Raw genomic sequence first — 23,741 nt, 5'->3', positions numbered from 1 at the left:
TTTGTTGATGCTACTTATACAGCATATTACTTTTGAAGAAAAAAAATGCATATAGAAAACTAAATTATCTACTCCACACCTAAAAGAACTCTTTTATTTTCAATGAGTTTTGTGTTAGTCTTAAAAGCATCTGCACCCTTTTGTATATTAGCGACTTATCAATGCCTAGAGCAGTAAGGGTAGATTTAAATCAGCACGTAATTAACGTGTTCGTAACACCCAAGCTAAAGGTAAGATTATGCTAAGGATGGCTTTGAGTTATGTGTAACAAAACAATTACCTTTCAATTGGCTACCCATTTTTTATCCCGGATAGCACTAAGACTTGAATTTTTATTCAAAACAATCAATCAAGCCTGTAATGAATCGCACGAGATCATACATCGATTTGCCTTGAAAAACATTATTGAAATAATCGAAATTGTTGAAAAACCCGAGCTAAAAAGCCGTTTCATTAAAGAATTAATCAGAATAGAGCATGTACTTAAAAAACCCAATTTATTAAATAACATGGTACTTTTTGATGATCTGGCAACCCAGATCCATATCTTGAATCACGTTCCTGGTCGCTTCAGTAATGCCATACATGATGATGAGTTTCTTAAAACATTAAGACAAATCCACCACCCTAATACTAAAGATTGTGAATTTAATTCACCTCATCTGGTTCTCTGGTTTGAATCATCTCCTGAATTAAGACAAAAACACATCAATCAATGGGTGAGCGCACTAAAAGAATTGGAGGATACAGTCCGAATTTACCTGTCTTTACTGCGTGAAGCTACAGAATACATACCGATAAAAACACAAAATGGATTTTATCAACACAATTTATCACCTAAAGCGATGAACCATTTGATTTTACTGAAGATGGATAAATCGCTGGGAATAACTCCCAAACTTCAATTAGGCCATAATAGCTTGACTATCAGATTATATGAGCTAACAACAGCTCATGAAATCAACGATGAATCTATAGACATGGAAATTGCATTCTGTCAAATATAATCACTTTAATTGCCATCAGAGATCACTATCTAAATGAAATTAATCACTTTAAATATTTGGGGTGGGCATCTAAGAAATCCTCTTCTTAAATTCATACATCATAACAGAGATATTGATATATTTTGCCTCCAGGAAGTCTACTCCAATGCTCACCGCACACTCAACGATAAAGAGCGAGAAATAAGCCTTAATATATTCTCCGACTTGCAAAAATTACTTCCTAATCATTACGCAATTTTTAAACCCGCTGTTGAGAATGTGTATGGAATTGCTCTTTTAGTTAAAAATAGCATAGACATCATCAGTGAAGGTGAAATCAACATTCATCAAAAACAACATTATCCTGGCATAGGTTTAAATCATGACCGAAATTTGCAATGGATTGAATGTCAAATAAACCAAAAACTCTATGCCATAATCAATATTCATGGTTTATGGAACGGTCAAGGTAAAAAAGATACGCCAGAGCGATTAAATCAATCTCATCGTATTCGCCAATTTATGGATACTCTAAATACGCCCAAAATATTATGCGGTGATTTTAATTTAAGACCTGATACTGAAAGCATGCGCATTTTAGAACAAGGGATGAATAACCTGATTAAGACTTATAATATACGTTCAACCCGTACCCGATTTTATACTAAGGAAGAGAAATTTGCAGATTACATTTTAACTTCACCGGAAATAAAAGTGAATGATTTTAAGGTAATGGCTGACGAAGTATCCGATCATTCACCTTTACTGCTCGATTTTTTATAAATGAAACATTTACAGGGGTTCTTTTGAGGAAAATACGAATTATTGAACCGATCCTGTATGTTTTTTTGACCAAAGAAAGTAGAAATGTTAACACGTACTTAGGAATATTATATTTATGTCACATGTTGAGCTATCAAATTACGGCGGATCACCTTTTGAAAAATTAATGGGGCATGCACCTGAGGTTTTAAATCAATGGGTAAAATTAGAGGAAGTTTTTTTTCGAAGTAATGCATTTACTTTAGAGTTTCTTGAACAAATCAGGCGTGCTTTGGCTTTTAAAAATTTATGTCACTATTGTATGTTAAAGGCAGGGCCTCCTGAAGGAAATCCCGAGTCGGCACGTTCGGCGATTGCGTTAAGGTTTGCAAATAAATTTGCAATAGATCATACATCTATATCTAAAGAGGAAGTTCAAGAGATGGAGTTCTATTTCTCTCGTAATGAGTTAATCGAATTAATAGCCTTTTGTAGTTTTGTTACTGCGTCTCAGAAGTTTGGTTCTTGTCTAGGTCTTCAATCAGCCGATCATTATAAATAGGTGTTAAACCATTAATTATTATGACATTCCGCAACCGCAATTTCACTTGTTACCGGTGGAGAAACGCCAATTAATTTCAGAAAATCCAGACATGGCGAGAAAATTGATAGAGGCATGCAACGCTACCTTTGAGCAGTTGCATGCCATGGATTTTGAAATAATGATGACGCTATTTTGGTATGCACCCCGTTTTAATTGCTGAGCTTGCCACCAATCTTGGTTGTTTATACGATTTGGTGAATAAGGGGAATTTTTCTATTTTAGAGATCGTATCTCTTCCTCTCAGTGAGAGTACATTATTAATGCAATTTTCTGCAGTTGCTATTGATCTGGTTACAAATGATAAAATTTCATCTGTCGAGTTGTTCCAGTTGTCTCCTGAACAACTAAACACTGTTCTGACAAGCCCCGATTCCGAAGAAAGCAGTGAAATATTGGGCTACTCAAGCTTTAAACCAGGAATGTTTTAAGAAAGAAGCGCCCTGTTAGAATATAGAGATGCGTAATTGTGAATCTGTTCATAACAGGACGCTAATGCTCTCATCGCAATAAACAGAAAAAATCATGGTTGAACAAGTTTTGGCTTTGGCCGAAAACTTCAGTCGCAAATAAAGTGGGTTCATTCGCATTTAATGTGGGGCAGATTTTTTATAGACGCAATTAAAGCGAGCGGTTAGAGCTACCAAATAATAGTTTCATGTTATGAAACGATGAGAAATCTCTATAAGGCATGGTTCGTGTTCGTGGGGGTTGGGCAAACAAAGTTTATTTTGCTCTATTTTTTTCATGCAGCCAAATTTTGCACCGCATCGTTCTGAATGTCAAACTGAAAAAGGCCTACCCGTACCTGAACCAGTCATAATTAAGCAAACAACGAACTAGGATTTGAGCATTATATTGGTTATTAAACGTTATCGATAATAAGTGATGGCTATCATTATCATAAGGAATAGTCATATCAAAAAGGCCAACCGCAACTACCAAACATTAGACGTTAAGTAAATTTCATATTCAGATCTCGTAAATAGAATCTAACTTATCCTCCCGTATTGCGAAAAAATTTTAGTTTTATTACAAATATAACTTTCTCACTCTGGAGTGCTTGATGCGGCGTGTGAATACTCTGAAGTACAACAATCAATTTTATTGCGTTCTGACGGAGCCTGGCTAAAAAATATTACTGATGAACTATTTAATTTTTTTTGCCGTAAACCAAAAAGCTCGTGCGGATCAACAAATTTTAATGCCGTGATTTCTGCATACTGATTATCAAAAACGTATAAAAGGCTATTCTCATCAATGTCGACAAAATCAGTTAAAACCATTCCTTTTTCTAATAAAAAAATTAAAAAATCAAAGTGAGTACATAGAGTTAATAATTTAATGGTTGTCATTCCAGGCAGTTGACGATATGCCTCCAAAGGATAGCCTTTTTTCATGAGAAAATGTGTAAAATTTTGTTCCTGGTGATAGGCTGGATTAATACCAAAAGGTTGAGGAACAGCATCATTAAAGCGTTTTTCAGGAAATTCCAAGGATATTTTTTTATTAATAACAAAATTACACTCTGGACTGTATATTTTTTTATTGATTTCAACAGTTGAATCAGAATGAGACTCGGAGAGATGATACCAATCATGAATAAGGCGTTCAGGAATAATGTTTTTGATTTCTTCATCAAGCAGGCTTTTCTCCTCTACGGTCGGCGTATAGGTATTAAGGCTCATTTTCACAATGTCGCCTTTGTTGTTACGATACTCCACTTCACACAGATTAGTAGTTGATTTTATATTAAATGGTTCATTAAAAAATTGAGAAATCCTGCTGACAGGATGTAGCTTTGAGTAAGTATATACTTTAAAAGATCGAACAATTCCGTCTGTAAAGTGCAATTTTGGGTAGCTAAATACTTTTTCTGGTATAGGTGGCGGTGTAGTACTTGTTCCTGCGATTTGCTCCAAGGTTACCAGCCTTAATACATTCTCTATATCAGATACCCCAAGTAATTTAGGATTAATCTTTTTTATTTGGGAAAGACTGATTCCATGTTTTAATAAAGTATCGAAATTATGTTGATGCTTTGCAAGCAAAGATACTTGACGTTTACTAAAACGATAATCGTGGTACAACATATCCAAAGTCAGATAATGAGATGAAAGAAAATCTATAAACCTCATCTCATCAAAATAGCAAATCTTTTTGGCTTTAAGAGTTAGATTACTTACAAAAATACCAGCAACTGAAATAAATAATTTGAATGAGTCTTCCACAGAGTATTTTGAAGTAAATACAAACGCAACATGTTTTTCAGTCGCATATTTTTATAATGACTCCCGGGGCGATTTTGGTTTGCCAATGCGATACCAAAAGTTCAACTTCTTCTGGCTCCGTTTGGTGAAAAACGGGGAGTGACTTTAGCGTTTTAAGGTCATAAAAGCTAAAGGTACCGTTTAAAACAGCTCCATCTTTTTTTGACACCTGAATAATAACTTCATTTGCATTTCCAGATGGCATCCCTTGATATCCGATAATATCCGGAGATATTTTATCATTTGTTATCATATAAAAAATCCTTTTAACTTCACTAAATCCAATCAAGTGCTGAATATATCGGTTTGGCTTAATTTGGTAATAAATTAATTGCAAATTAGTCAGACATGAAGAGGGTTCTCGATTTTCAGGTTATCGCCAAGGTGTACCCTATCCAATTTATCTACAATCAGAGTTACCTTCTCAAGCGTGTGACTATTCGTCAATGTAAAGATTACATTGCCATTGGTATAGTACCTTTTCATGAATATCCGGCTCATTAACCTGTGACAGAATAATATTCTTAGACCAATTTCTGGATTTGTTATTTTTAAATTGAAGATTTCGCCTATTGATTGCTATTAATTTAAAGCGTGCTGACTTGTCTGTTGAATCATGTTAATGATATCTCTGTTAGCTTGAGGAAAATCCTCATCGCTCAATTTGTCTTTATGCACCCATTTCATATTCAGCTGTCCCTCTTTACAAAAAGGTTCACCAGTAAAGCGTGATACATGAAAAATAATTAAATGGATCATTTGGTTTGGATACTGATGCGTCACTTCACCAAGAAAGACTGAATCCACCACAGTAATACCTAACTCTTCTTTGATCTCTCTGACTAGAGCCTGCTGAGGAGATTCGTCAGGCTCTATTTTGCCACCTGGAAATTCCCAACATCCACCATGCGGAACATGAAGAGAACGCTGGGTTATTAATACCCGTTGTTCTCTATCAGTAATAACTGCAACGGCTACTTTCACACTAAACTGCCGTGACAGGATTTAAATTTTTTACCGGAACCACAAGGACAGGGATCATTTCTACCTACTTTTCTTTCCTGACGTCTGAACGTAGAGTCATCATGTTGTGTATCATCATTTGGGCTTTCATGTTGCAGATTCATTTTACGAATCTGCTCAGCACGCCGTAACTCTTCAACCGCATGTGCATCTTCCTCAGTTTGGATCTCAACAGACAAAAGCAATTTGATCACGTCATACTTCAAATTATCGAGCATCATCGTGAAAAGGGTAAAGGCTTCTTTTTTATACTCTTGTTTGGGATCTTTTTGAGCGTAGCCACGTAAATGAATTCCTTGTCTTAATTGATCCATTGCAGCCAAATGCTCCCGCCAATGGTTATCCAGGGTTTGCAAAATCACCGATTTTTCAAACTGGGATATAACAGGACGTCCAGTTTTACGAACTTTTTCATCATAATGTTCTATAGCCAGTGTCACTATTTTTTCTTTGATTTGCTCTGGTTGAATATGATGATCTGCATCTATCCATTCATGAACAGGTGCCTTTATTTTAAAATCATCCATAAGAACATCAGACAATGCTTTGGGATCCCACTGATCTTCAAGACTTTGAGGAGGTATATAAGTATCCACCAGACTGTTTATTACCTCATCTCTCATCATGGCAACAACTTCTTCAGTGTTTTCTATTTCCATAATTGAAGCACGTTGGGTATATATAACCTGACGCTGATCATTGGCAACATTATCATAATCCAATAACTGCTTTCTAACATCAAAATGATGTCCTTCAAGCTTGCGCTGGGCATTTTCAATGGCTTTGGTTACCAGGCTGTGCTCTATAGGCTCTCCCGGCTTCATCCCCAAACGACGCATCATGGATGCAACACGTTCTGATGCAAAAATACGCATCAGATTGTCTTCAAGAGATAAATAGAATCTACTGCTTCCTGCATCGCCTTGCCGTCCGGCTCGGCCTCTTAATTGGTTATCAATACGACGAGATTCATGACGCTCCGATCCGATAATACGTAAACCGCCTGATGCCAGTACAGCTTCATGACGTTTTTGCCAATCAGCTTTCAGGGCTTTTTTCTCTTCTTCTGTAGCCGTATCAGGCAGCTGAGCCAGATCAGCAGACAAGCTCCCTCCCAAAACAATATCCGTTCCACGACCAGCCATGTTAGTTGCTATAGTCACCGCTCCGGGACGTCCCGCTTCAGCGATAATCTGAGCTTCTTTTTCATGGAATTTGGCGTTCAGTACTTGATGTTTGATATTGGCTTTCTTAAGAAGTTGACTTAGGTATTCAGATGCCTCAATAGATGCTGTACCGACCAGAACGGGTTGTTTACGGGTACTGCATTCCCTAATGTCTTCGATAATGGCTTGATATTTATCGGTTTGATTCAAGTAGACCAAATCGGCCTCATCTATTCTTGACATGGGTTTGTTTGTTGGAATAACAACAACTTCAAGGTTATAGATTTGTTGAAACTCATAAGCCTCTGTATCTGCTGTTCCTGTCATTCCAGAGAGCTTGTTATACATTCTAAAGAAATTCTGGAAGGTAATTGAAGCAAGCGTCTGATTTTCATTTTGTATTGCTACGCCTTCTTTAGCTTCAACCGCTTGATGCAAACCTTCAGACCAACGTCGACCCGGCATAGTTCGTCCAGTATGCTCATCAACAATCACAACCTGGTTGTCTTTAACAATGTAATCTATATCACGATGAAACATAGCATGTGCTTTTAACGCTGCATTTACATGGTGCATCAACATAATATTACTGGCGTGATATAGGCTGTCTCCAGCATCCAGAAGTTTTGCCTTAGTCAGTAACTCTTCAATATGAAGATGACCAGCATCAGTCAGATGTGCTTGTTTTTGTTTTTCATCTATAGTGAAATCACCCTGATCGCCCTCTTCTTCCTGCTTTTTTAACTGGGGAATGAGTTTATTAATTTTTATGTACAATTCAGAGCTGTCTTCTGCGGCTCCGGATATAATGAGTGGAGTTCTTGCTTCGTCAATTAAAATGGAATCAACTTCGTCAACAATGGCAAAATTCAAATCTCTTTGAACTTTATCTCCAAGGCTAAATGCCATATTATCGCGCAAATAATCAAAACCAAATTCATTGTTGGTACCATAGACTATATCAGCCTTGTATGCTGTTTGTTTCTCAGCATGTGACATATCTGGATAAATAACGCCAACAGTCAAACCTAAAAATTCAAAAATAGGTTTCATCCATTGACTGTCACGTTTGGCAAGATAATCGTTTACAGTAACTACATGCACCCCACGGCCACTAATTGCGTTGAGATAGGCCGGCAACGTAGCAACAAGAGTCTTACCCTCTCCAGTGCGCATTTCTGCAATATTTCCCTCATGGAGAACCATTCCGCCTATGAGCTGAACATCAAAATGACGAAGGCCTAGAGTTCTAACAGACACTTCCCTGACCGTTGCAAAAGCTTCTGCAAGTAATTCATCAAGGCTTTCCCCTTCGTTAAAACGAGCTTTAAAGTGTTCTGTCTTGGCAGCTAATTCTGCATCGGTCAATGCTTGCATTTGAGATTCAAATGCATTGACGGCCAATACTGCCTTTTCCATACGCCGTAATGTACGCTCATTTCGGCTTCCAAACATTTTCTTAATCAACGTATTCAGCATGGCCTGGATAATCCTCTGGATATTCTCTATAACAAACTCGTTAATGTACTAGAAAACCAGATAAAATGCCACGAATACATGATGTTTGAATGATTAATTAAGGCAAGACTTGAATCGGATGGACATCATGATCATAAACCATGAGGACTGTTTAAAATTCATCACCCCTCTGCGTTATTAAGGAGCTGTTTTTAAAATCTATTTTTTGGGTGTTTTTGAAATGTATATTTTTAATAGCAAGACATTAATAAGGGATTGAAATACGTCTTCAATCCCTTACTCAAAAGCAGTTAAATTGCAAAACGGTAATGTATACCTAATTCAGCCTGGTTACTGTACACGGTGTTAAATCGTGTAGGAGCACCAAATGCGGGTGTATTGTTAGCCGCTATAGCGTTATATTGGCCGGAGTTCTTCACTTCACCCAATGAAACAAAGGTATAGTTCAGATCCAGGTATAGGCACTCATTAAAATTGAACAAAGTACCAATTCCTGCCTGCCATGCAAAAGGAGTAGTTGTTGCACCATATTCAATTTGGTTAGCTAAAGGCCAAAATATATCACTGGTTTTATTACGCGCTACACCAACACCACCCATGATGTATGGACTAAAGCCCATTGTTGAAAAAGAAGGACTTGATAAATAGGCATTAAACATCACAGTATAATTATCAAAATTACCGTATGCTGTTTCAGGAGCATCATCAGTTACGGAATAACCTACATTGGGTCGACCCTGGAAGGTAACACCAGCACGTAAATAATCATTAAAGACATAACCAGCGCCAACGCCGTAGCCCCAACGATTGTCAATAGATGCTGCTCTCGCCTGAATGTTTTGTGGTCCAAAATAAGACGCTGTGTTTGCATCAGAGTAATCCAGCCAATTGTAATCGACCATACCTTGAATATAAAAACTACCGGTTTGCTCTGCTCCCATGTCCCCGGCAAAGCATCCTAGACTAACTCCTAAACCAAGAATAATTCCATATGTATTTTTATGCATTTCAGTTCCTTTGCTTGAAGAATCTCTATGATTCTAATAGTAAAATTTGGTTGAATGCAAACATTAAATTATTATTTGGAGTGACTGATTTTTAATTACTCAACTCCAGGAATTCTAGTACGCCGTTTCTAATTCCAGCTCCGTAAGGTAGGTTATCAATTCTGCACATAACTCAGTGTTTTTTGATTGCAAAACCTGCATTAATTTCTTTTTCCAAAGACTTGCGCCCGGTAATCCATGGGCCAGATTAAAAATAGGTTTAATTAACAAACTTAGTGGTGTTCCATTTTTTTGCTCAGCAGTCAGATAATCAAGATAATTCATCATTAGAGTGCTGCGTTTGATCAATTCAGTCTCAGGATATAACGCATGATGAATTTCAGCAATGCGATAAGGATTGTCACAAGCCAGGCGTCCCAGCATAACACCCTCAACATGGTTGAGATGCTCAAATATGTCTGAAACGGTCATGATATTTCCGTTGATTATTATTGGAACATGGGGAATTTCCTGTTTAAGCCTATATACATAATCGTAATTTACTGGGGGAATCGTTCTGTTTTGCTTCGGATTAAGGCCACTAAGCCAAGCCTTGCGAGCATGAACGATTAATTTATCACAACCTGCATTAATCAAACGATGAGCAAAGTCACTAAAAAAAGCATAACTGTCCTGATTATCTATCCCTATTCTTGTTTTAGCAGAAACAGGGATAGCAACAGCCTGTTTGAGCGCTTGAATACACTCCATAACTCTTTCAGGCTCGTTCATCAGACAGGCTCCGAAACGCCCTGCCTGAACTTTATCACTGGGACACCCCAAATTTAGGTTAATTTCATCATAACCTCTTTGCTCGGCAATCAGGGCGCATTTAGATAGCGCCAGATGATCTGAACCACCAAGCTGTAATGCAAGAGGATGTTCCATCGCAGAAAAATAGAGCGACCTTTGCGGATTATTAAGTACAGCCCCTGTAGTCTGCATTTCAGTATACAAAAGCGCATAAGGAGCCATTAAGCGCATCAATACTCGAAAGTGGGTATAAGTCCAGTCTATCATAGGGGCAATAGATAATTTTGCGTGCACGGCAAGACACCATAAAATTAAAGTCTGGATTATACATCAACCCATACCAACTGAGCAAAAAACAAGCTTAAATAAACCATTACTCTTGGTTAATCGTATTCATAGCCTGAACTAATAACTGCAATCGAGATCGACCCATGTAACAATTAATATCCAGTTTATATGCCACATGAACGTATTTAATACGATGATTAGGCCAGGCCTTCAAATCAATGTTAAACGCAATTGCATCAACCTGTAAGCTACTTTTCGCTAACGCAAGTGTCATTTTTAAATGGTTTTTGCCAACCAGGCGTTGATCCAGAAGTTCAAATACATTATCAAAAACAGGCTCGGCAAACTGCTGTCCCCAAGGACCCGCCTCTTGAATTATTTGAGCTGTTTCCAAAGTAAGCTCTTCTGGTTGTAATGGTCCATCGGTTAATAGCTCACCTTCACATTGAGATAATTGAAGATGTTTATTTACCTCAGACACGAATGCGTCACGAAATGCCCCCAATGATTCATGACGAATACTCAATCCTGCGGCCATAGCATGCCCACCAAACTTGGTAATCAAACCTGGATGATCTTTGTCAATCGCAGCCAGTACATCTCTGATGTTTAAATCAGGAACTGACCGTGCGGAACCTTTGAGTTCATTCTCACCAACAAGAGAAAATGCAATAACTGGACGATGATATCGTTCTTTTATTCGTCCGGCTAAAATACCAATAACCCCTTGATGCCAGGTTTTATCAAAAATACATAATGCTATGGGTAGCTGATTATTTTTATCAGGATTTAGGGTTAATTTGTCCAATGCAAGCATAGCCTGCTCTTTCATTTCTGCCTCTATTTGTTTGCGCTCCTGATTCAGTTCGTCCAGTTGTTGACAATAATCTTTTGCCAGACGAGGATCTGATGTAATCAGGCACTCTATTCCCAAAGCCATATCATCAAGTCGCCCAGCGGCATTGAGTCGAGGAGCTATGGCAAACCCCAAATCAGATTCTCTTAATTTGGAACACTCTCGGCCTGAAATGTCGATTAAGGCCTTGATACCCTCTCTGCAAAGACCCTGACGAATTCTTGCCATCCCCTGATTCACCATAATCCGGTTGTTTTGATCAAGACCAACCACATCAGCTACCGTTCCGAGAGCAACCAAGTCAAGGAAAGAGGCCATATTGGGTTCTGTAATGTTTTTTTCAGCAAACCAGTTTGCATTTTTTAAATGTCGTCTTAGAGCCAACATCACATAAAAAATAACCCCGACTCCTGCAATTGATTTACTTGGGAAGTCACATCCATCCTGATTGGGATTTACAATAGCGCAGGCATTCGGTATACGTTCTGCTGGAAGATGATGATCGGTTATAAGCACATCAATACCCAATTGATTTGCCCGCTCTACCCCGTCAAAGCTGGCAATTCCATTATCCACGGTAATAATCAAATCAGGTTTCCACTGATGCGCCACATCGACTATTGCTGGAGTCAAACCATAACCAAACTCAAACCGGTTCGGTACCAGATATTCAACATGCTCAGCTCCTAAAGCCCGCAAGGCAGTGACAGCCAGGGCTGTGGATGTAGCACCATCCGCATCAAAATCACCAATAATCAAAATTCTTTGTTGGGCACCAAGAGCATGTTCCAGACGCAAACAGGCTTCATTTATTCCTTTCAATGTATAAAACGGGAGTAGTGTTTGTAATTGTTTGTCCAGTTGCGACTCATCCTGAATACCGCGGCTGGCATAGATACGTTTCAGTACATTAGGAACAGAAGGAAGATTTAAGGAATAATCAGGGACAGGACGTTGTTTAATGAGCATGGGTCAAACTTCTCCAAATACGAGTAAACCAATTGTATTTTTTTATAGCATATGCTGAGTTAAGCCAATACCAACTGGCAGAGTATGTATTTACCTCTGCCCGATGTTGTACGCCCAGTACATCAATAGCATTCACAAGAAGTATTTGCTCCTTGCTAAGGCAAGCAGATGGACTGTATAAAGTAACGTTAGTTGAACAGGCTTGCGCCATAGGATAAAAGGATTCATCAGCACAAATCGATGTAGATTTTCGAGAAGATAAACTGCCTCCAGACCATGCCCAAACACCGTTTAACAGCGTTGGATGGGCAAGTGATGCGAAAAACATTTGGCATTCTGTAAAAAATCGCTGCCAATACATGGTTGTGTCAAGCTGTGCCAATTCAGGCATTAATGAATGACCTTGCAGGCAATAAACAGGTTTTGCATGCAAACACGGCTTATCAGAAACATTCATCAGCCAGGTAAACGCATTGTGATAATGCAAAGTCAGGCCATCCACTTTAAGATAATCCGCCAATTGTTGAAATGCATCACGAGATTCTTCGTCACTCAATTGCAACTCGCTTCCAGCAGTAATAATCATGGCATCATTATGAGTCGCCTGCCAATGAATTGGGCTTAATACGACCCAAGAACCATCAAGACCATACATACGTGCTAATAATTGCGCCAAAGGTAAATTGGCAGAGTCATAACCAAGACAGGCCAGCAAGTTAAGAGATGCCTCTGGCATAAACTGTAAAGGAATTACATCTGCGGGAACACGTGCACAATTGGCATTAATAATAATATCCATGTTACCCCGCCTTAAGTAAACCATCTCGCTTGAATAACGCTTTTAGATTCCTTAAAGCCTGACGAGTTCTATCCTTATTTTCTATTAATCCAAAACGAACAAAACCATCACCTTGTTGCCCAAAACCAATTCCAGGTGATACGGCAACATGTGCTTCTTTTAATAAGTATTTACTAAATTCCAGCGAACCCATGGATAAATAATGTTCAGGAATAGGTGCCCAAACAAACATAGTTGCCTTTGGCCTGGTCACTGCCCATCCTATATCATTCAATCCATCACACAGTAAATTTCTACGTTGTTCATACCTATCTCTGATTTCTTTAACGCAATCATCAGGCCCTTCCAAGGCAGCTATAGCAGCAACCTGAATAGGAGTAAATGTACCGTAATCAAGATAGGATTTAATGCGAGTCAAGGCACCAACCAATTCCTCATTACCGCAAGCAAATCCCACCCGCCACCCCGGCATATTATACGATTTGGACATAGAGTAGGTTTCAATGGCGATATCTATAGCACCTGGAACCTGCAAAATAGAAGGCGCTTTATAACCGTCAAAAACAATATCCGCATAAGCCAAATCGTGAATAATCCAGATATTATTTCGTTTGGCCAGTGCGACAACTCGTTCAAAAAAGGAGTAATCAACACAATGTGTACTGGGATTAGCCGGAAAATTAATAACCAAAGCCTTGGGTTTGGGCCAACTCTGGTTTATAGCCTCTTCAACGGCAGCAAGAAACTGCGTTTCATCAATTAAAGGGATTTGCTTGACGTTAGCCCCTGCAATAATGAACCCGTAGGTATGAATGGGGTAAGCAGGATCAGGTACTAAAACGGTATCACCAGGACCACTAATAGCCAATGCCAAATGTGCTAAGCCTTCTTTTGAACCTATAGTTGCAAGAATTTGAGTTTCGCTGTTGAGTTCAACCCCATAATTGCGCTGATACCATTGAGCCATGGCTTTTCTTAAACGAGGTATCCCTTTTGACATGGAGTACCTGTGGGTATCTGGCCGCAAAGCAGCTTCTACAAGTTTGTTCACAATGTGCGGTGGTGTAGGCTTATCCGGATTGCCCATGCCAAAATCAATAATGTCTTCTCCACGTGCCCGAGCTTCTGTTTTTAATTGATTTAACGTATTAAATACATAAGGAGGTAACCGTTTAATGCGTGGAAATTGGCTCATGATATTATTAACCTCTGTGATATAATATACCTACTATAACCTAAGGAATTTTCTAAAACCATGAATATCACTCTGGAAACTGCGGAACAACATGCTATTCAGGCATACGGTGAAAAACAGATTCAGATAAATTCCGTCATTTACGAACGTAGTTTAATTGTTTCACGAGAAGAAATCATTACTGAAGTTGCAATTAACGACATTCAAAACATAGACGAAAACTATGTCACTTTGTTAACGCAATTTAATCCTGAAATAATCATCATAGGACACGAACGCCCAGGAACATTCCCCCCGTTTTCCATTATCAGCAAATTATCTCAGCTTGGAATTGGTATGGAAACCATGTCGGTTGGGGCTGCTTGCCGTACTTATAATATTTTATTAGGCGAATACCGCAAAGTTGTTGCTGGATTTATCTTTTAATCGCAGTAGATCACTGTTTTTTTTATTAAGGTAAATAATGCGTCCTTATTGACGTCATCTAACGCAAGTGATCATCAGCACGGTCAATATATTCTTGTAGCATTAACCTGTTAGCGACAACGCCACTCACAATACGACGCCATTAAAATTTATACCTGGCGTCGTGCTTCTAATACATTAGGGATTTGCTCCAGTTTAGCCAAAAGTCTGGATAAACTGCTTAACCCGTCAATTTCTACAGTCAAAGTAATATAGGCCATATTTTCATGCTTATCTGTACTGGTTTGTAGAGAGTAGACGTGCGCCTTTTCGTTTGAGAGTAATGAAGTCACGTCTTTCAATAATTCTGAGCGGTCAAATGCTTTAATTAACACGTCGACTATATAATTCTCACGGGTAGATGCTCCCCAGTTAACCTGTAAAAATCGCTGTTTTTGTTTTTCACTGGCATGAAGGATATTGGGACAATCCTTACGATGAATTGAAACGCCACGTCCTATGGTAATGTATCCTATCACCTCATCACCCGGAACAGGCTGACAGCATCTGGCCATAAAGGTCAATAGATTACCTACCCCTTCTATGCGTAAATCACTTCCGGTAATTTCAGGCATTTGCTGTGGTTTGGCTAACTTGATAGCCGAGTGTTCAGAGGTCTCAGGAGGAGCCAACCGATTGACAATTTGGCTAATCTTGATATCCCCTCGACCAAGACAGGCATAAAGATCATCGACCTTTTTATAATTGAGAGCTACAGCAACTTCATTAAGTTTGTCGGATTTAATGCCTAGGGATTTCAACTCTTTGTCTAATAATTCCCGACCATCCTGAACGTTATTATCATAATCCTGCATCTTAAACCAATGCAGCACTTTTGCTTTAGCACGAGCTGTTTTTAGATAATTAAGGTGAGGATTAATCCAATCTCGGGACGGTTTGATTTCTTTTCCGGTCAACACCTCAACCTTGTCACCCGTTTTTAGCTGATAAGTCAATGGAACGATATGCCCATTAATTTTTGCTCCACGACATCTATGACCTAAATCACTGTGAACATGGTAGGCAAAATCAAGAGGAGTTACGCCCTGTTGTAAATCAAGAACATCACCATCAGGGGTAAAAACATAAACTCGGTCTTCAAGAAACTCTGTTGAAATATTTTCTGCTACCCCTTTATTGGCCGCCATTTCCTGATGCCATGCCAAAACATCCCTAAGCCATTCAATTTTTCTTTCATGACTTTCTTTGTGTGACACTCCACCTTCTTTGTATTTCCAATGTGCAGCAACACCCATTTCGGCTAAATCATGCATATGAAATGTTCTGATTTGCACTTCAAAGACTCGCCCCTCAGGGCCTTCAACAGCGGTATGCAAGGATTGATAGCCATTTTGTTTTGGATGAAATATATAATCATCAAACTCTGCTGGTATTTGCTTCCACAAGGTATGAACCATACCCAAAACTTCATAGCATTGGGCTTCAGTATCAACCAAAATACGAACAGCGGTAGCATCGTAAATTTCTTCGAGAGAAACATTTTTTCGCTGCATTTTTTTATAGATGCTGTGAATGTGTTTTGATCTTCCATATACCGCAAAATGATGGGCGCCGGTGGCTCTAATGTGCGTGTTGAGTTCCTCAACTATCATATTAACAAAATTATCTCTATCCAGTCTTTTGGCTTTCAGCCCCTTAGCTATGGATTTATACTCTTCGGGATGGAGATAACGAAAAGCCAGATCTTCCATTTCCCATTTTATAGCTCCTATACCCAGTCTATTGGCTAGCGGAGCATAAATTTCCATTGCTTCCGTTGCGAGCTGTTTACGTACCGCCTCAGACAAATGGCCAGCTGAACGTAAAACGCACAAACGTTCTGCAAGTTTAATCAGTACAACACGAACATCATCAACCATGGCCAACAACATTTTTCTGATGTTATCGATCTGATTTTTATTCTGTGGGTATTTGTTTAAAGCCTGCACATTATGCATGGCTCCCATCTTTTCAATACCCTTAACCAGCTTTGCGATGTTATGGCCTAATTGTTCCTCAACATCTTCATGAGATAAATCCGAGTAGTGAACGTTTTCAAATATAATTGCTGCGGCCAGCGTTTCGTGATCTACTTCCAGATCGGCCAGTAAATCAGCCATAGATAGGCCTTGTTGTAAACAGGATTGTCCTGTCTCAGTACCCATATCTTGTCCAGCAAGCTGACTTAAGCTACAGGCACTGCGGATGAGTTCAAGATTATCCAAATATCCCTTGGAACCAAGCTGATGCAGCCATTGCTCAACATCAATGCTGCCATCTGGCAGCAACGGCGTAGTATCTTTTACTCTAACCATGAAAATTATCCTTTTTCAAACAAAGCTATGGATTCAACGTGCGCAGTATGAGGAAACATATCCATTACACCTGCTTTAATCAAGACATAGCCTTTTTGATTTACCAATATATCAGTATCTCTGGCTAATGTAACGGGATTACATGACACATAAACTATACGTTCCGGGTTAATGGCGTCAATTTGTTTTACCAGTTCCAAGGCACCTGATCGTGGCGGATCTATTAGCATTTTATTAACCGATTGGCGGGTAAGCTTATTAACTTCAGAAATGTCATCGAGATTTGCTGCATAAAATTCCACATTGGCCAAGCCATTGGCCTGAGCATTCATATAGGCGCGTTCAACCATAGTTTTACTGCCCTCAACACCAATCACTTTAGAACAAAATTTTGCCATTGGTAAAGAAAAGTTTCCTAACCCACAGAATAAGTCTAGCACTTTATCTGAACTATTAAGCGCCATAAGTTCTATTGCCAAGCGTACCATCTTGCGATTGAGTTCAGAGTTTACCTGAGTAAAATCGGTAGGATGAAACTGAAAATTAATATTATAATCAGGTAATTGATAGCTTAAATAGTCACTGGCCTCAGGAGGATAATAGCAATAAACCGAATCAGGACCACCTGGCTGGAGAAATATCTTATAGGAGTAGCGTTCTGCAAATTGTTGAATCTTAAGTTCATCATTGGGATGAAGCGGTGATAAATTACGGAAAATTAATCCTATCTCACTGTCTCCAGCCGCAACTTCAATTTGTGCGATGCAATGTTTGTCTTCCATAGAATCAATTAAATGCCGCAATGGTACAATATCAGCATCCAGTTTGGTGTGCAAAACCGGGCATTGAGAAATTTCAGTTATGTATCGTGGATTATTCCGCTCTCTGAATCCAACCAGAGCCGACTGTTTTTTTTCTACAAAACGAACGCTTAATCGTGCTTTGTTTCGATAATTCCAATGAGCGCTTTTTAAAGGCGGCAAAACGACTTGCGGGCTAGTGTGTCCAAAGCGGGTTAACAGATCAAGCAATTGATTCTGTTTCAGAAGGATTTGCTCTTCTTCGTTTAGATGCTGTAGCGAACATCCGCCACACAATTGATAATGAGGGCATTTAGGCTCTACTCTGAGTGGAGAAGGTTCAATAACGGATATCAGTCTCCCCTCATCAAAATCTTTTTTTACTCGAGTGTATTGAAACTCTACTAACTCGTCTGGAAGTGCTCCTTGAATAAAGGTAGCTTTTCCATCTATTCGAGCAACCCCCTTTCCGTCATGGCTTAAATTCACAATTTGCGCTTTTTGGATTTTAGGATCTGGCCTTTGTTTGATTCTCTTCATGGAAATAATCTCATTAAACGATCACATTAAACAATTTCACATCTCATTTTTAAGTGATGTATGAAAGCAAAACCCTACGGTTTGTTCGTAAAATTAACATCTTAACCAAGGAAATGCATAATGGTGAAGAATATCACACGAAGTTTATCTTTGTCATTTTTAGCGAGGATGGCAACTACTGCTGTTTCATTAAAAATATGCCAACATTCGGAATTTAGCATGCAAAGAATGCTTAAGCTGCGTCATCCCTGCCCGCTTTTTTTTTTGCAATTGTTTTTAGGGTCTGTTGACAATTCAGCAACGCCAACGTGCCGTGGCTTGACCACGGCACGTTGGCAGCAGTGAATTGTCAACAGACCCTAAAGACTAAATATTCCCTTACCGGGTTTTAGATGGTGTATTTTATTGATATTTCATTAAGCTGAAAATAAGGGTGCCAAACTTGTGCATTCAACACCCTGATTAATTATATATTTTTCGGCAATTGAGTTAAGCGCTCAGCCACTTGATGAGTGTACTCATCACCTTTTGAACGGGTAAAAAACAAAGGTGAGGATTTCTCTTCAAAGCGTGAGTACGCAACAAGAGCAACCAAACCGGGAATAATTCCAGAACAGATTATCCCTATGCTTACCATGCAATTTTTATAAAATTGCATCCATTTGGAATCTCGGTGCTGTTTTATATCACGTTCATGATCCTTGAGCGATTGGGTAAATAATTTAATCCGCGCACTAGGTAACGGGGTCTTTTCTTTGTTTTCCAAATCATTCAACAGATCATTCAAAACAGTAAGTTTGGTACTAATTTTTTGATATTTTTCCAAGTCTGACTCGTTTCTACCTGTCAATTCTGGAAGAACAGTATTCAGGCTATTCGGATCGACTGCAGGATTAAATTTCCGAGCTTCCGTAAGCAAATGAATCATGTAATCTTTAGTCAAAGGAATTAACTTTGTTTCTATAAGCTGCATGCAAGACATTTCTGCTGGTGTGCATAATTTTTGTATTAATTCTTCCTGTGCTTTAAGTTGCATGGCTTGGGCAGCTATTTCAGCTTTTCTTACCTGCTGTTCTTCTTGAACTTTTTGTAACTCAGCATTAAATTGAACTCTAATTCCATCTAACTCTTGAGTTAATTGCCTGCGCTGCTCGTCTCGTAATTTCTGAACATCATCAGCTTGAACGTCCAAATGGTTTTGCGAGTCATTATTGGCCTTAATATCCGTCAGTTGTTGCGCTAATCCTCTAACTTCTGCTTTGAGTTGTTCAATTTCGTTATTAAGCCCAGCCTTAGTTTGTCTAAATTCTTCTTGTAGTTCGTCAAAAGCCGAGCGGTTTTTCGTCACGCTTTGAGTCAATTGAGTTTGCTCATCTCGTAAAATCTGAATTTGATTGCTTTGAGCTGTTTTACTCTGTCCAAAATCTCTTTGCAACTCATCAAAAGCTGAACGGTTATCAGCTAATTGTTGAAACAAGCGATTATACTCTTCTCTAAGTTCTTGCATTTCGGTTATGCGGGCAGATTTACTCTCTGCAAGTTCACTACTCAGAGCCTCGAGTTTTGCATTACATTCCAACAACTGTGCATTTAATTCCTCGTGTTGCTGTGTGCGTTGAGCCGTTTCACTTTTATACTGCTCTTTAAAATTTTTTAGATTTTTATGCACGGCTTCAGTATATTTTCTGTCTTGAGGAATACGCTCAGCTAACTGCTGATATTGGTCACGCAGTATAGTAAGTTTTTGGTTTTCCTCCTGTTGCACACTGTTTAAGTGGTGCACATGCTCTTGAATATGAGCAAGATCAACTCTTAATGATTGGACATCTCTGTACAAATCAGCAACCTCTGGGTTTGTACCACCCAAAATAATCGCTTGAGTTTTTACTTTGTTAAAAAAGTCATCTCTCATAGCTTCAGGTTTGTTACGCAAATCCGAGTTACTTTTGACAAGTTTATCTGCTGCACATCGGATCAGTAAATCAGAGTGTATGGTAAGAGTATTAATATCCATATTAAGCTCTTGTTCACCAGCCAAATGCTTCACATGGTTAAAGCCATTAATCAAAGACTCAAATTCGTCATGCAAACGATCCAACTTGGCAAATAATGAGTCATCACTTTCTGAATCAAGTTCTAAATAATAATCCAAATTATGTTCTGGACTCGTCACATTTTGGGCAATAATAGTTAAAGCCTGTTCCATACCCGATTTATTTTCATCCTGAATTGATGAAATTTGCTCGTTTAATGCGGTTCTAAAAGCAGAAATACTGACCGGAGAAACTGCCTTTAAGGCGGTAATTACCTGTATTATTAACGGATAGTGTTCGTCATCTGGTGTAACCGAACGTTCGAGTCCTGCAATAAATGAATTCACGGTTCCGTTGATTTGATCCCCCTGACTACCATAACTGCGAAGTTGCTCAAGCATTCTGTTTGATTGTTCAATCAACGAACTGTAATAGGTTTGTGCCGTATTTTTAAAATTAGTTCTTAAAATCGATTCACATTCACTGATGATTTTATTGATGGGAGCGTCATGTGCTGGTTTTTTGAATCTCTGCAAGGTACCAAAAATACCGTCAATTGAACTTAATAAATTTGATTTTTCGGCAACTGATAAGTGATTACGTAAAAAGCGCTGCCCTATAGTTTCTAAAATCAGGGAAAGTGCTTCGAACGTTGTTTTGCGATCTTCATCGTTGTGCAATAAGGCCTGAGAATTTAATACTAAACTTGCTAAACCATCAACTGGCGCAGACACTGCTTGATCGTATGCTGTCAATATCGTATTGAGTAATGAATCTAATTGTCTGATAAGGTCATCAGGTTGAGATTCCTCAGCACTTTGCTCAAAATTACCCAGTTGCAACAAATATAAAATAGCATGTTCTTTATTGATGAATTTTCTACCGAAAGATGATGACAAAGTATCTAAAGAGGTATAATTATGACCATCTGCATGAATGTAACGTGCATGGGTTTTTGAAGCTTCTCTACCCAAAACAGCATAAGAAGTTGCGGAAAAATACTGATAGGCCTGATCGTTTTTCCTAATTTCTTTATAAAGCTCCAAAATAAATTGAGCACGTTCCTGCTCGTTTTTTCGACCGAATTCGTTTGAAATGATATCCAGTTCGGAGTGCTCGAGCGCAACAGTTTTAGGGATGCGATTAAGAAGGTTTGTAGACTTGTTAATAAAATGCAGCAACTTAAAAACTGCGAGTTTTTGAACCAAGGATGTATCGTTGTGCGAATCAGTAATCGTTATATCATCAAATTGTTGAGTGTACACGTTTCCGCTAGCGGTACCATGATGTCCTGGTAAAATTAATGGGATAAGACCTTGAGGCTTAACCGGAATAAAGCAACGGGTACGTTCATCGCGAAAAATGATTAACTCTGCATGTGAACACGGTGGTTTTTGATAAAATCTATCATCCCTCCAGGCGATTTTGCGACCAAGCCCCAGATAACTACCGCCAGGAACTGGGTCGATTAAAAACATGTTTATTTGGCAAGATGTTAATCGTTTAGATAATTCCTGCCTCACCTCAACTGGTTCATTAACTTCACTAAAAAATTTTACAACCGCTTTTTTGGTATAAGTGCAAGGCGATTGAGACATTATTTGAAATAGTGTTTTTCCTGGTTCCATTTGCAGTTCAGTTTTGATACGTTCTAATTCATGAGCAATCAAAATGGATTCCACCGCACCCCGACTGTGCGCAGAAATTTGAATGGTTTGCTTGCCTTCAGCAAGTGCTTGTAGCACAAGAAAAACACCTTGGGCGATACGCTCACCAACTTCATAACCTAGAGTTGTAGGCCCATTGACTACATCAACAGATGGCGTACTGAATGATAATGGTTGTGCAGTATTAATCTCTGGCTCGCCTTCATCCAACCGATCTGCAACCACCTGCGCCATATAAGAGAGGGTTTCACCATAGATATACGCTCTTTGTGGTTTAGGTACATCTGCAGGACTGGTGAACGGTTCAGTAGCAGTTGGTCTGTGCGTGTATACGGTATCTGTTCCCAACATAAACAGAAAATAATGAGGATTTCTAACAGCGGAATCCTGGGATAAAATCTGTTGTAGCGCATTTAAGTCATTAGGTTTGGGCATGGCAAGCTCTCTAGTTATAGAGCCAACTCGAAAAAAATTCCCTTATCAATCAGTCTGATGCGTCTATTATCAAGAAGATTTCGCTGATCATTCTTGTTAGATATAATGCAAAAGATGGTATTATGTAACTTCCATTTGACTTTCGAAATGGCATATCGATTAATATTTGACCAAATTTACACTTATTTGTCTTTTTTGTCAATAATAAAACTCAAATTGAATAGCAATTGAAACAATAGGTGTAATAGCATCAGTTTCTAAGCTGATTTCAATCTCTATGGTTCTTCAAATCATTGCATCCCTGCTCCAGCATAGATCTCAATTAGCCCTTTATTAAATCCACTAAAAAAAGTAGCTTTAACATTAAGCCAATTTCATTAAAAAAATACTATGCACCCATGTTGGCTTTCAATAAATAAGATAAATTAAGATAAAGATATCATTGTTGTGTTAAGGAAATATTAATTCAGAACTTGAATTGCACATCAAAAGAGCCGTTTCAAGGTGCTATGACGAACACAGAGGTATCGGAGTATTCAATTCAAGAAAATCATCTGCTGTTTGAATAGATACCAGCCGCACTCTGAGATCCAGCAAGTCAGCCGTCCGTGCTTTATCTAATGCGTCTAGTGCGGCGCAATCAATTACGAGACTGCGGCGTGCCCGCCTATCCCTGTCGGGCATCGGCCACCCAACTTGTGCGTCCTCCTTCTCACCGCGCAATAAAGCAAAATCACCAGATACCCCAGGAGAAGAAACGAGTATTGAAGTGGTCTGCAAGCAATTCCAGTTATAAAAATTCAGGCTCTCCGGAAGCTCCGCTTCACTAAACTTCGGAATGGGGTCAAATGCTCGAATCGGGTGGCAATATTCCTGTAGAATATGCGCCGGAAATTTTGCCTGCGCTTCACCAACATCCTCTACTAAGTGGTGAACTCGTTCTTCCAGCGTTCGGTTCGGAAAATCAGCGCACCAGGCATTGCTTGCTTCAAGAAATCCATGCACAACGGCAAGGCGCCCATTACTAAAACATCGGTCAAATTGTTCCAAAATATTTGTAACTATTTCGGATTTATCCTCGCCCTTATATGTTTCAAGGAAGTCAACGACCTTCCTGACAAAATAGGAGTCCTTTACCAAAACAGCATATTCAAAAGCTGTAATATTTTCATAAGTCATTTTGGCAATATCGGTTAACGTGCTACGCAAGACTAAAAATGAAGGATAAATCTTGAAAATAGTTTCTGCCTTTGTGCGCATGCCAAAGCCTGCACAGTGAAGCAAGTCTTCTAA

19 protein-coding genes and 1 pseudogene are annotated in these 23,741 nt (G+C 38.9%); 7 read left to right on the top strand and 13 right to left on the bottom strand.

Annotation, left to right across the window (positions count from 1 at the left end):
- Window positions 1-260: 260 nt before the first annotated feature.
- The 4 genes from zapD (at window position 261) to Lwor_RS10665 (ending at window position 2,780) form a co-directional block, all read left to right on the top strand.
- Window positions 261-1,007, top strand: a complete 747-nt coding sequence (gene zapD / locus Lwor_RS10680; RefSeq protein WP_058493860.1) for a cell division protein ZapD — start codon at window positions 261-263, stop codon at window positions 1,005-1,007.
- Between the two features lie 33 nt (window positions 1,008-1,040).
- Complete coding sequence (locus Lwor_RS10675) at window positions 1,041-1,769, top strand: endonuclease/exonuclease/phosphatase family protein (RefSeq protein ID WP_058493859.1); 729 nt, start codon at window positions 1,041-1,043, stop codon at window positions 1,767-1,769.
- Window positions 1,770-1,884: 115 nt separating this feature from the next.
- Window positions 1,885-2,310 carry a carboxymuconolactone decarboxylase family protein gene (locus Lwor_RS10670; RefSeq protein WP_058493858.1) on the top strand — a complete coding sequence of 142 codons (426 nt, stop codon included), beginning with the start codon at window positions 1,885-1,887 and terminating at the stop codon, window positions 2,308-2,310.
- Window positions 2,311-2,489: 179 nt separating this feature from the next.
- Complete coding sequence (locus Lwor_RS10665; protein ID WP_058493857.1) at window positions 2,490-2,780, top strand: hypothetical protein; 291 nt, start codon at window positions 2,490-2,492, stop codon at window positions 2,778-2,780.
- 618 nt (window positions 2,781-3,398) lie between these two features.
- Here Lwor_RS10665 and Lwor_RS10660 read toward each other — a convergent pair.
- Window positions 3,399-4,487 carry a hypothetical protein gene (locus tag Lwor_RS10660; RefSeq protein WP_147279884.1) on the bottom strand — a complete coding sequence of 363 codons (1,089 nt, stop codon included), beginning with the start codon at window positions 4,485-4,487 and terminating at the stop codon, window positions 3,399-3,401.
- Between the two features lie 130 nt (window positions 4,488-4,617).
- Window positions 4,618-4,872 carry a hypothetical protein gene (locus Lwor_RS10655; RefSeq protein ID WP_058493855.1) on the bottom strand — a complete coding sequence of 85 codons (255 nt, stop codon included), beginning with the start codon at window positions 4,870-4,872 and terminating at the stop codon, window positions 4,618-4,620.
- A 95-nt stretch (window positions 4,873-4,967) separates the two neighbouring features.
- Here Lwor_RS10655 and Lwor_RS13965 point away from each other — a divergent pair, with 95 nt between their 5' ends.
- The gene (locus Lwor_RS13965) at window positions 4,968-5,123 is read left to right on the top strand and encodes a hypothetical protein (protein ID WP_157063147.1); all 156 of its coding nucleotides are present in this window, start codon (window positions 4,968-4,970) and stop codon (window positions 5,121-5,123) included.
- A gap of 78 nt (window positions 5,124-5,201) precedes the next feature.
- Here Lwor_RS13965 and mutT read toward each other — a convergent pair whose 3' ends face one another.
- The 7 genes from mutT to alaC form a co-directional block, all read right to left on the bottom strand.
- Window positions 5,202-5,603 (bottom strand): 8-oxo-dGTP diphosphatase MutT, encoded by a 402-nt coding sequence (mutT, locus tag Lwor_RS10650; protein ID WP_058493854.1) that lies wholly within the window; start codon window positions 5,601-5,603, stop codon window positions 5,202-5,204.
- Window positions 5,600-8,287: a preprotein translocase subunit SecA gene (secA, locus tag Lwor_RS10645; RefSeq protein ID WP_058493853.1), complete on the bottom strand. Its 2,688-nt coding sequence runs from the start codon at window positions 8,285-8,287 to the stop codon at window positions 5,600-5,602. The genes mutT and secA overlap by 4 nt, the downstream gene beginning before the upstream one ends.
- A gap of 290 nt (window positions 8,288-8,577) precedes the next feature.
- A complete protein-coding gene (locus Lwor_RS13355; RefSeq protein ID WP_065235856.1) occupies window positions 8,578-9,294 on the bottom strand; it encodes an outer membrane protein in 717 nt (238 codons plus the stop codon).
- A gap of 114 nt (window positions 9,295-9,408) precedes the next feature.
- A complete protein-coding gene (dusA, locus tag Lwor_RS10635) occupies window positions 9,409-10,380 on the bottom strand; it encodes a tRNA dihydrouridine(20/20a) synthase DusA (protein WP_274519234.1) in 972 nt (323 codons plus the stop codon).
- A 79-nt stretch (window positions 10,381-10,459) separates the two neighbouring features.
- On the bottom strand, window positions 10,460-12,199 hold the full coding sequence (gene recJ, locus Lwor_RS10630) for a single-stranded-DNA-specific exonuclease RecJ (protein ID WP_058493852.1): 1,740 nt from the start codon (window positions 12,197-12,199) through the stop codon (window positions 10,460-10,462).
- On the bottom strand, window positions 12,189-12,998 hold the full coding sequence (locus Lwor_RS10625) for a hypothetical protein (RefSeq protein WP_058493851.1): 810 nt from the start codon (window positions 12,996-12,998) through the stop codon (window positions 12,189-12,191). The genes recJ and Lwor_RS10625 overlap by 11 nt, the downstream gene beginning before the upstream one ends.
- A gap of 1 nt (window position 12,999) precedes the next feature.
- Window positions 13,000-14,193, bottom strand: coding sequence for an alanine transaminase (gene alaC / locus Lwor_RS10620; RefSeq protein ID WP_058493850.1), 1,194 nt, complete (start codon window positions 14,191-14,193; stop codon window positions 13,000-13,002).
- Window positions 14,194-14,253: 60 nt separating this feature from the next.
- On the opposite strand from alaC, the gene Lwor_RS10615 reads away from it, so the two are divergent.
- Window positions 14,254-14,619 (top strand): Mth938-like domain-containing protein, encoded by a 366-nt coding sequence (locus Lwor_RS10615; RefSeq protein ID WP_058493849.1) that lies wholly within the window; start codon window positions 14,254-14,256, stop codon window positions 14,617-14,619.
- A gap of 149 nt (window positions 14,620-14,768) precedes the next feature.
- Here the strand turns inward: Lwor_RS10615 and relA are convergent, their stop codons facing one another.
- Window positions 14,769-16,973, bottom strand: coding sequence for a GTP diphosphokinase (relA, locus tag Lwor_RS10610; protein WP_058493848.1), 2,205 nt, complete (start codon window positions 16,971-16,973; stop codon window positions 14,769-14,771).
- Window positions 16,974-16,978: 5 nt separating this feature from the next.
- Entirely contained in the window at window positions 16,979-18,313 is a 1,335-nt protein-coding gene (rlmD, locus tag Lwor_RS10605) for a 23S rRNA (uracil(1939)-C(5))-methyltransferase RlmD (protein ID WP_058493847.1), read from the bottom strand.
- A 120-nt stretch (window positions 18,314-18,433) separates the two neighbouring features.
- On the opposite strand from rlmD, the gene Lwor_RS10600 reads away from it, so the two are divergent.
- On the top strand, window positions 18,434-18,658 hold the full coding sequence (locus Lwor_RS10600; protein ID WP_058493846.1) for a hypothetical protein: 225 nt from the start codon (window positions 18,434-18,436) through the stop codon (window positions 18,656-18,658).
- Window positions 18,659-18,779: 121 nt separating this feature from the next.
- Here Lwor_RS10600 and Lwor_RS10595 read toward each other — a convergent pair whose 3' ends face one another.
- Window positions 18,780-22,448, bottom strand: coding sequence for a coiled-coil domain-containing protein (locus Lwor_RS10595; protein ID WP_058493845.1), 3,669 nt, complete (start codon window positions 22,446-22,448; stop codon window positions 18,780-18,782).
- Between the two features lie 507 nt (window positions 22,449-22,955).
- Window positions 22,956-23,741: pseudogene (locus Lwor_RS10590) on the bottom strand (hypothetical protein); the annotation flags it as partial.

The sequence above is a fragment of the Legionella worsleiensis genome (assembly GCF_001467535.1).
Classification (GTDB): domain Bacteria; phylum Pseudomonadota; class Gammaproteobacteria; order Legionellales; family Legionellaceae; genus Legionella; species Legionella worsleiensis.
Note: the sequence above shows the minus strand (reverse complement) of the source record. Positions and strands in the feature narration are given on the sequence as shown.